Origin of the sequence: Curtobacterium sp. 1544 (assembly GCF_040544915.1) — a bacterium.
Lineage (GTDB): Bacteria > Actinomycetota > Actinomycetes > Actinomycetales > Microbacteriaceae > Curtobacterium > Curtobacterium pusillum_C.
Genome location: NZ_JBEPKX010000029.1, coordinates 43,496 through 52,663 on the forward strand (window position 1 = coordinate 43,496; position 9,168 = coordinate 52,663).

Consider the following 9,168-nt stretch of genomic DNA (forward strand, 5'->3'; position numbering starts at 1 on the left):
AACGATTACCAGGAGGGGTCACCCCGAATGCAACCCATCGTCCCCGAACCCCGGAATGCCCGCGGCCCGAGCCGTCGAGCGCTCCTGACCGGCGCCGCCGGACTCGCCGGCCTCGGCCTGCTCACCCTGACCGGGTGCAGCTCCGGCGCCTCGGCCGGTACGACGTCGCTGCCCGAGGCCGCTGCCACCGGCACGGCCCGCAACGGCGGTCGGCTCCGGATCGCGCGTCCGGCGGCCTCGGCAGCCGAGACCCTCGACTCCGCCAGCTCGCTGTCGGCGTACGAGTACCTCGGCGCGCTCTACAACCGGCTCGTGAAGCTCGACCAGCAGGGGCAGACGGTCCCAGACCTCGCCGAGGAGTGGTCCGCGAACACCGACGGCACCGAGTGGACCTTCCGCCTCCGCCGCGGTGTCCGGTTCCACGACGGCTCCCGCTTCAGCGCCGACGACGCCATCGCCAGCATCCGGCACATCCTCGACGAGAAGACCGGCAGCCCGCAGGCCGGGGTGCTCGGCGAGGTCATGGACGCGGAGTCGATGTCCGCGGTCGACCCGTACACGCTCAGATTCGCGCTCACGAAGCCGAACGCCGAGTTCCCGTCGCTGCTCACCGCCTACCAGTGCTACATCGTGCCCGCCGGTGCGATCGCCGACATCGGCCGGACGGGCATCGGGACGGGTCCCTTCCGGCTGTCGTCGTTCACCCCGGCCGGCGCCGGCAGCGTCGAGGCGTTCGACGACCACTTCGCCGGACGCCCCGCGCTCGACGGCATCGACTTCTACTCGATCCAGGACACGACGGCCCGGGTGAACGCGCTGCTCGCCGGGCAGATCGACCTCATCTCGCAGACGAACCTCGACTTCGCGACCGCCCGGGTCGTCGCGGCCTCGGACCGTGCGACGATCGCCCGCTCGAAGAACGCGCAGTGGTACACGATCCCGATGCTCGCGACTTCGGACGAGTTCCGCGACCCGCGGGTGCGGCAGGCCATGAAGCTCGCGTACGACCCCCGCACGATCGTCGACACCGCACTGCAGGGCACCGGGTCGGCCGGCTGGGACAACCCCGTCCCGCCGCAGCTCGCCGCGTTCGTGGACGACCACCGGGAGTACGACCCGGACAAGGCGAAGGCACTGCTCAAGGCCGCCGGTGCCGAGGGGTTCCGGACCTCGATCTACACGTCGAGCTACGAGTCGGTGTTCACCCCGATGGCGGTCGCCTACCGGGACGCCGTCGCCGACGCGGGCGTCCGCCTGACCGTGAAGAACGCCAGCTCCGACTCGTACTACACGCAGATCTGGATGCAGAAGCCGCTCATGGTGAGCTACTGGTTCACGGGCCGCCCGATCGACCAGCTGCTCAACCAGATCTTCCGCTCCGGCTCGTCCTACAACGAGAGCGCCTGGTCGAACGAGCGGTTCGACCGGCTCCTCGACGACGCCCGTGCCGAGATGGACGACGCGAAGCGCCTGACGCTCTACCAGGACGCCCAGCGACTCGTCGTCGAGGACGGCGCGGACATGACCCCGATGTTCGGCGACCGCCTGGTCGGGCTGTCCCGCGACGTCGTGAACTACTCGGAGTACGGCTTCGAGTTCGACTACCTCCGGATCGGACTGCGCCGATGAACGTCCTCGTCCCCGTCCTCCGCCGACTCGGCATCGCCGTGCTCACGGTGGTGCTCGCCTCGCTGTTCGTGTTCCTCGCCGTGCAGGCGCTGCCCGGCGACGTCGCGCAGCAGCTCCTCGGGCAGAACGCCACACCCGACGCGGTCAAGCAGCTCCGGGAGTCGCTCGGCCTCGACCAGGACGTCTGGTTGCGCTACCTGCAGTGGCTCGCCGGTGCGGTGCACGGCGACTTCGGCACCTCGCTCGTGAGCGGCGAACCCGTCGCCCCGACGCTGTTCACGGCGTTCCGGAACAGCATGCTCATCGCGATCCCCGCGATGGTGGTCGGCGTCACGCTGTCGCTCACCCTCGGGGTCGTCGCCGGTGTCCGCCGCGGCCGTGCGTCCGACCGGGTGATCTCGATCGTCAGCCTCATCGTGATGAGCGTGCCCGAGTTCATGGTCGCGACCGTGCTCGTGCTGCTCTTCGCGATCGGGCTGCCGCTGTTCCCCGCCGTCGTCCTGCGCGGCAGCGACGCCACGGTCGGGGAGCTGTTGCCGACGATCTGGCTGCCGATCATCGTGCTGACCCTGGCGATGGCCGCCTACATCGTCCGGACCGCCCGGTCGTCGACGATCGACGTGATGGCCTCCGAGTTCGTGACCACCGCGGAGCTCAAGGGCCTGACGATGCGCCGGGTGGTGTGGAAGCACGCGGTGCCGAGCGCCCTGCTGCCGACGCTCAACGTGGTCGCGCTCAACGTGGCCTGGCTGCTCGGTGGTGTGGTCGTCGTCGAGAACGTCTTCAACTACCCGGGGATGGGCAAGCTCATGCTCGAGTCCGTCTTCAACCGGGACCTGCCGACGATCGAGGCGATCGCGCTCCTCAGTGCCCTCATCTACGTCGTGTGCAACCTCGCGGCGGACCTCGTCGCCCTGGTCCTCGACCCGAAGCTGCGCACGCGACAGCGCCGGACGCGCACCCGGACCCGCACGCGCAGCACGCGCTCCGCCCGGAAGGCAGCAGCATGACCGCCATCGCACCGCGTTCCCGGAACGTCATCGGCGCAGCCGTCGCCCCGCTGCGCAGCTCGACCGCGCTGAGCATCGGCCTCGGCCTGATCGCGATCCACCTCGTGCTCGCCGTCCTCGCCCCGGTCATCGCCGGCCACGACCCCGTCGCGACCGACTCGTCGAACGTGCTCGCCGGTCCGGAGTGGACGCACTGGCTCGGCACGGACCAGTACGGCCGCGACATCCTGTCCCGCACGCTCAACGGCGGGCGGTACGCACTGCTCGTGACCTTCCTCGCGACGACCATCGCGGTCGCGGTCGGGACCGTCCTCGGCTGCGTCACGGCGTACGCCGACAACTGGTTCGACGAGGTCGTCATGCGGATCGTGGACGCGCTCCTGAGCGTGCCGTCGATCCTGGCACTGCTCGTCGTCGTCACGGTGTTCGACGCCGGGCTCTGGGTGATCGTGCTCGCGGTCACGGTGGTCTACGCGCCGGCGGTCACCCGGGTGGTCCGTGGCGCCGCCAGGACCGTCATCACGCAGGACTACGTCACGGCCGCCCGGGCCCGCGGCGAGCGGTCGATGTCGATCGTGTTCCGGGAGATCCTGCCGAACGTCCTCGACGTCGTGCTCGTCGAGTACGCGATGCGGGCGTCGTGGATCGTGCTGCTCGTGGCGTCGCTGTCCTTCCTCGGCTTCGGCGCGAACCCGCCGACACCGGACTGGGGCCTGATGGTCCAGGAGAACCGGACCGCCCTCACGGTCGTCCCGCTCGGCACGCTCGCGCCGATCGTGGCGCTGGCGACCCTGGTGGTCGGCCTCAACCTCGCGGCCGACGGGCTGAGCAAGTCGCTCGGTGTCGACCGCGCGACGAAGGGAGTCAGCGCATGAGCGTCGTCCAGGTCGACCGCCTCGCGATCTCGTACACCGCCGGCAAGCGGTCGGTGCCGGTGGTCCGCGGCGTCTCGTTCGCCATCGAGGCGGGCCGCACCCTCGGCCTCGTCGGGGAGTCCGGCAGCGGCAAGTCCACCGTTGCCCGCACGCTCCTCGCGCACCTCCGCACCGGGTCCACGATCGAGCGCGGCACGGTGCACGTCGACGGCGAGGACGTGTTCGCGCTGTCGCCGTCCGGCCGCCGTGCGCTCCGTGGCGGCACGGCGAGCGTCGTCGCGCAGAACGCCGGGCAGGCCCTCACCCCGTCGATGCGCGTCGGCGAGCAGATCCGCGAGGCCCTCCGTGCCCACCGCGAGCCCGACGGCCCCGAGCGCGTGCTCGAGCTCGTCCGGCTCGTGCGGCTGCCGGCACCGGAGACGATCGTCCGCCGCTACCCGCACCAGCTCTCCGGCGGCCAGCAGCAGCGCGTCGCGATCGCGATGGCCGTGGCGGCCCGGCCGCGCGTGCTCGTCCTCGACGAACCCACCACCGCCCTCGACGTCGTCACGCAGGCGGCGGTCCTCGACCTCATCGCCGACCTCGGTCGCGAGCTCGGCATGGCCGTCCTCCTCGTCAGCCACGACCTCGGCGTCGTGTCGGCGATGGCGGACGAGATCGCCGTGATGCGGGACGGCGAGGTCGTCGAGCACGCCGCCACGGCGGCGCTCTTCGCCGCCCCGCAGCACGAGTACACGCGCGCCCTGCTGGCCGCAGTGCCGGACGGGCGACGGCCGGGAGGAACGGATCGCCTGCCCGAGAAGGCGACCGTCTCGCAGACGGTCCCCTCCAGATCGACCGGCACCGTGCCTCCCGACCCGCTCGTCCGTCCCGTGGTGACCGCCGACGACCTGGTGATCCGCTACGGACGCGGCCTGCCGGCCGCCGTGGACGGCGTCTCCTTCACGATCGCACCGCGCGAGACGCTCGCCGTCGTGGGGGAGTCCGGCAGCGGGAAGTCGACGCTCGCGACGGCCCTGGCCGGCCTGGTGCCGGCCGAGTCGGGCACGTTCTCGTTCGACGACGGCACGGTGAGCGGCGACCTGCGCGAGCCGATCGCCGGGCGGTCCCCGGAGCTCCGCCGTGCGGTGCAGCTCGTGTTCCAGAACGCCGACACCTCACTGAACCCGCGTCGGACCGTCGGCGCGGCGATCGCCCGGCCGCTCAAGCTGTTCACCGGTTCCTCGTCGCGGGAGCGGGTCGGCGAACTGCTCACCCAGGTCGGCCTCGGGCCGGAGTTCGCGGACCGGCTGCCGGCGCAGCTGTCCGGCGGGCAGCGGCAGCGCGTCGGCATCGCCCGCGCGCTGGCCGCCGAGCCGCGCCTGGTCATCGCCGACGAGATCACCACCGCGCTCGACGTGCAGGTGCAGGAGGGGATCCTCGCGCTGCTCGCCGACCTGCAGCGGTCGCGCGGGCTCAGCTGCCTGTTCATCAGCCACGACCTCGCCGTCGTGCGCGGCGTGGCGGACCGCGTCGCCGTGATGACCGGCGGCCGGATCGTCGAGATCGGCCCGACCGAGCGGGTGTTCGGCGGCCCGAACCACCCGTACACGACCACGTTGCTCGCGGCGACGCTCGAACCGGGCAGCACCGAGCTGCCCGACGTCGGCGACGGGGTCCCGCGCTGGCGGCACGCCGACGGTTGGACCGACCGCGGCGACGGACACCTGACCCGGAACTGGGAGGACGCATGACCGGCTTCACCGCGCTCGGGGAGGACCCGGTGCTCCCCGACGGTGTGACCGTCCGCGACGAGTGGATCCCGATGCCGGACGGCGTCCGGCTGCACACCCGGATCTGGTCGCCGACGGCACCCGACGGGCCCGTGCCGGTCCTGCTCGAGTACCTGCCCTACCGGCTCGACGACTGGACCGCGCCCCGCGACTCCGAGCGCCACCCCTGGTACGCCGCGCACGGGTACGCGTCCGTCCGGGTGGACATCCGCGGCACCGGATCGTCCGACGGCTTCTTCGACGACGAGTACAGCGAGCAGGAACTCCGCGACGGCGAGGCCGTGATCGCCTGGCTCGCCGACCAGGAGTGGTCGACGGGCGCCGTCGGCATGTTCGGCATCTCGTGGGGCGGCTTCAACGCGCTGCAGCTCGCCGCCCGGGCGCCCGCCGCGCTCAAGGCGATCGTGACGGTGTGCTCGACGGACGACCGGTACGACAACGACGTGCACTACGTCGGCGGTGCGGTGCTCGGCATCGACATGGCGGCGTGGGGCGCGACGATGTTCGCGTTCAACTCGCGGCCACCGCGGCCCGAGGTCGTCGGCACGGACTGGGTCGCGCGGTGGCGCGAGCGGCTGGAGTCGAACCGCCCGATGACGCCGGTGTGGCTCGCGCACCAGGAGCGCGACGACTACTGGCGGCACGGGAGCGCCGCCGAGGACTACGGGAACATCGGCGCCGCGGTCCTCGCCGTCGGTGGCTGGGCCGACCCGTACCGCGACGCCGTGCTCCGGCTCGTGGCGAACGTCGACGCGCCGGTCAAGGGCATCGTCGGCCCGTGGTCGCACCAGTACCCCGACCGCGGGCTCGCACCCGGGCCCTCGATCGGGTTCCTGCAGGAGACCCTCCGCTGGTGGGACCGCTGGCTGCGCGGGGTCGACACCGGCGTCGAGCAGGAACCCGCGCTCCGGGCGTGGATCAACGAGGGCGAGCCGCCGGCGACGTACTACGAGTCCCGTCGGGGTCGGTGGGTCGGCGCCGAGGCCTGGCCGTCGTCCGCCACCACGACCCGCACGGTTCCGCTCGCCCAGCTGCGCGGTGGAGCGGACGGCGCGGTCGTCGTCCGGTCGCCGCAGCACACGGGTGCCGATGCCGGCCGGTTCTTCCCGTTCGGCAACGCCACCGACCTGCCGCCGGACCAGCGCGCCGAGGACGGCCGCTCGGTCTGCTTCGACCTGCCGCTCGACGAACCGGTCGACGTGCTCGGCAACGTCCTCGTGCACCTCGCCGTGACGAGCGACCGGCCCCGGGCCACCGTGACCGTGCGCCTGTGCGACGTGGCTCCGGACGGCTCGTCGACCCTCGTGACCCGGGGCGTGCTGAACGCCGCGAAGCGGGACGGGATGGACCGGAACGATCCGCTCGAACCCGGCGTCCCGGCGTCGCTGGCGGTGCGGCTCGTGTCGACCGGGCACCGGTTCACCGCCGGACACCGACTCCGGATCGCCGTGTCGACGTCGTACTGGCCGTGGGTCTGGCCGCACGGCGTCGCGCCGACCGTGACGATCGACCCGGCCGGCTCGCACGTCGAGCTCCCGGTGTGGACGCGGAGCACCGACGACGGCGTGCGGTTCGAGCAGCCGGAACGCTCCGAGCCGCTCGCGATCGAACGGGTCGCGCCGACCGAGGTGCTGCCGCAGCGCACCGTCAGCCACGACGTCGAGACGGGGGAGTGGACGCTCGACGTCGACCCCGGGTACGGCGGCGGACGGGTGTACCCGGACGGCCTCGTGTTCAGCGAGGACGCCCGCGAGACCTACCGCATCCGTTCGGACGACCCGGGGTCCGCCGTGGCCACGTCGCGCTGGGCGATCGGGCTGGCGAAGCCCGAGTGGGCAGCACGGCTCGAGACGTCGTCCGAGGTCACCGCCGACGCCGAAGCCTTCCACGTCCGGAACACCGTCCGCGCCTGGGCCCGGGACGGTGGGGCAGACGCCGACGAGGTGCTCGTCACCGAGCACACCTTCGCCGACGACGTCCCGAGGACCTCGGCGTGAGCAGCACGGGGCCGGCCAGGGTCCGGCAGCGTCCCGAGGTCCGCCGCGCGATGATCGTCGAGGCAGCGCGGGCCGTGATCGTCCGGAACGGCGTCGGCGCGACCGGGCTGCGGGACATCGCGGCGGAGGCCGGGGTCTCCGTCGGCACCGTGACGTACCACTTCGGCAGCGTCGCGGAGATCCTCAACGAGGTCGTCGTGCTCGAGACCGAGCGCTTCTACGGGGCGATCGTCGCCGCGGTCGACGCCGAGCCCGACCCGGTGGCGGGCCTCCGGATGCTCGTCGAGCCGCTGTTCGGCGACACCGAGCAGGTCCGGCAGCACTGGCGGATCTGGTCGGACTACTGGACCGCGGTCGTGCGGCGGCCCGAGGTCGCGGCCGAGTACGCCGAGCGCATCCGCGTGTGGGAAGCCTGCCTGGTCCGGGTCGTCCGCCGCGGCACCGCGTCCGGCGTGTTCGTGCCGGCGGAGGCGCCCGAGGTCGTCGCGCTCAAGCTCGCGGCGTACAGCGACGGCGTCGCGACGCAGATCGCCCAGGGCGTGCCGGACCTGACGAACGCGGTGGCGCTCCGGTGGATGTGGACGTTCCTGTCGCACGAACTCGGGGTGTCAGCTGCGGGTATCGGTGGAAGCGGCCCTGAACCCTTGTGATGAGGTAAGGCTTGCCTTACCGTTGGGGCATGGCACGGACCCGGCGACAGCCCAGCGAACGCATCCTCATCGCCGGCGGCGTCGACGACCTCCCCGAGATGACCCGCATGCTCGAGGACCTGCCCGAGAACGCCTACGGCCAGGTCTTCGTCGAGGCAGCCCTCGCCGAGCAGGTCCGCACCCTGCCGGCGCCCCCGCGCGTGACGGTGACGTGGCTGCTGCGGAGCGCCCGTACCTCGGCGGTGGCACCCCTCGTCTTCGCCGACCACGGCGAGGCCCTCGCGCACGCCGTGACCGGGTGGGCCGCCGAGTGGTGCGTCGCCGACTGCGAGCCGCGCACGAGCGTCTGGATCGGATGCGCGGACAGCCCCTGGGTCGAGCGCGCGCGGTCGGTCGTGCAGATCGAACTCGCCGACGCGGGGTTCGACACGCTCGTCGGCTGACAGGTTAGGTCAGCCTCCGCTTCCTTGCGGCATACAAAAGAAGCGGGCACTGTTGTCACCATCGGTTGCACGCCACTGGACAGGACAGGCCCAGCGGCCCGGTGTAGCCACGAGGCAGGAGGAAACGACATGACCAACACCACCAGCACCACGCCCACCACGTCCCCGTTCTCGACGACGCCGGAGCTCGCCGCTGGGGTGGCGCAGTTCCTCACCCCCGTCGTGATCGACCTCGAGGCGCTCGTCGTCAACGGCAAGCAGGCGCACTGGCACGTCCGTGGCCGCAACTTCGTCGGCGTGCACGAGCTCCTCGACACCATCGTCGAGCACGCCCAGGAGTGGGCCGACCTCGCCGCGGAGCGCATCGTCGCCCTCGGCCTGCCGGTCGACTCCCGCATCGCCACCGTCGCCGCGAACACCACGGTCCCGCCGCTGTCCCAGGGCTTCCAGAACTCCGACGTGACCATCACCGAGGTCATCGCCGAGATCGACGCCGCGCTGCTGCAGGTCCGCCGCGCCGTCGAGGGGCTCGACGAGGTCGACCTCAACAGCCAGGACGTCGTCATCGAGATCGAGCGCGGCCTGACCAAGGACCGCTGGTTCCTGCAGGCGCACCTGGCCGCGTAGACGCGACCGAGAACCGGACGGGAGGCGGGGGGGGCCGGGGGCCCCCCCCCCCCCCGCCGGGGGGGGGGGGGGCGGGGGGCGGGGGGGCGGGGGGGGGCCGCGGGTGGGGGGGGGGGGGGGGTTTGGGGGTGCCGCGCGCGGGACATGTGGGGGGGGGGGCCAGGG

General features: G+C 72.4%; 8 protein-coding genes. All 8 read left to right on the top strand.

Annotated elements, in window-relative coordinates; genetic code table 11:
- Positions 1–27: 27 nt before the first annotated feature.
- The 8 genes from ABIC61_RS15020 (at position 28) to ABIC61_RS15055 (ending at position 9,003) form a co-directional block, all read left to right on the top strand.
- Positions 28–1,629, top strand: a complete 1,602-nt coding sequence (locus tag ABIC61_RS15020) for an ABC transporter substrate-binding protein (RefSeq protein WP_354030564.1) — start codon at positions 28–30, stop codon at positions 1,627–1,629.
- On the top strand, positions 1,626–2,639 hold the full coding sequence (locus tag ABIC61_RS15025) for an ABC transporter permease (RefSeq protein ID WP_354030565.1): 1,014 nt from the start codon (positions 1,626–1,628) through the stop codon (positions 2,637–2,639). Before ABIC61_RS15020 ends, ABIC61_RS15025 begins: the two co-directional genes overlap by 4 nt.
- Positions 2,636–3,514, top strand: a complete 879-nt coding sequence (locus ABIC61_RS15030) for an ABC transporter permease (protein ID WP_354030566.1) — start codon at positions 2,636–2,638, stop codon at positions 3,512–3,514. Before ABIC61_RS15025 ends, ABIC61_RS15030 begins: the two co-directional genes overlap by 4 nt.
- The gene (locus ABIC61_RS15035) at positions 3,511–5,247 is read left to right on the top strand and encodes a dipeptide ABC transporter ATP-binding protein (protein WP_354030567.1); all 1,737 of its coding nucleotides are present in this window, start codon (positions 3,511–3,513) and stop codon (positions 5,245–5,247) included. Before ABIC61_RS15030 ends, ABIC61_RS15035 begins: the two co-directional genes overlap by 4 nt.
- Positions 5,244–7,283, top strand: a complete 2,040-nt coding sequence (locus ABIC61_RS15040) for a CocE/NonD family hydrolase (protein ID WP_354030568.1) — start codon at positions 5,244–5,246, stop codon at positions 7,281–7,283. The genes ABIC61_RS15035 and ABIC61_RS15040 overlap by 4 nt, the downstream gene beginning before the upstream one ends.
- A complete protein-coding gene (locus ABIC61_RS15045) occupies positions 7,280–7,933 on the top strand; it encodes a TetR/AcrR family transcriptional regulator (protein ID WP_354030569.1) in 654 nt (217 codons plus the stop codon). The genes ABIC61_RS15040 and ABIC61_RS15045 overlap by 4 nt, the downstream gene beginning before the upstream one ends.
- A gap of 29 nt (positions 7,934–7,962) precedes the next feature.
- Positions 7,963–8,376, top strand: a complete 414-nt coding sequence (locus ABIC61_RS15050) for an SIP domain-containing protein (protein ID WP_079236002.1) — start codon at positions 7,963–7,965, stop codon at positions 8,374–8,376.
- Between the two features lie 129 nt (positions 8,377–8,505).
- The gene (locus tag ABIC61_RS15055; protein ID WP_354030570.1) at positions 8,506–9,003 is read left to right on the top strand and encodes a Dps family protein; all 498 of its coding nucleotides are present in this window, start codon (positions 8,506–8,508) and stop codon (positions 9,001–9,003) included.
- Positions 9,004–9,168 lie beyond the last annotated feature (165 nt).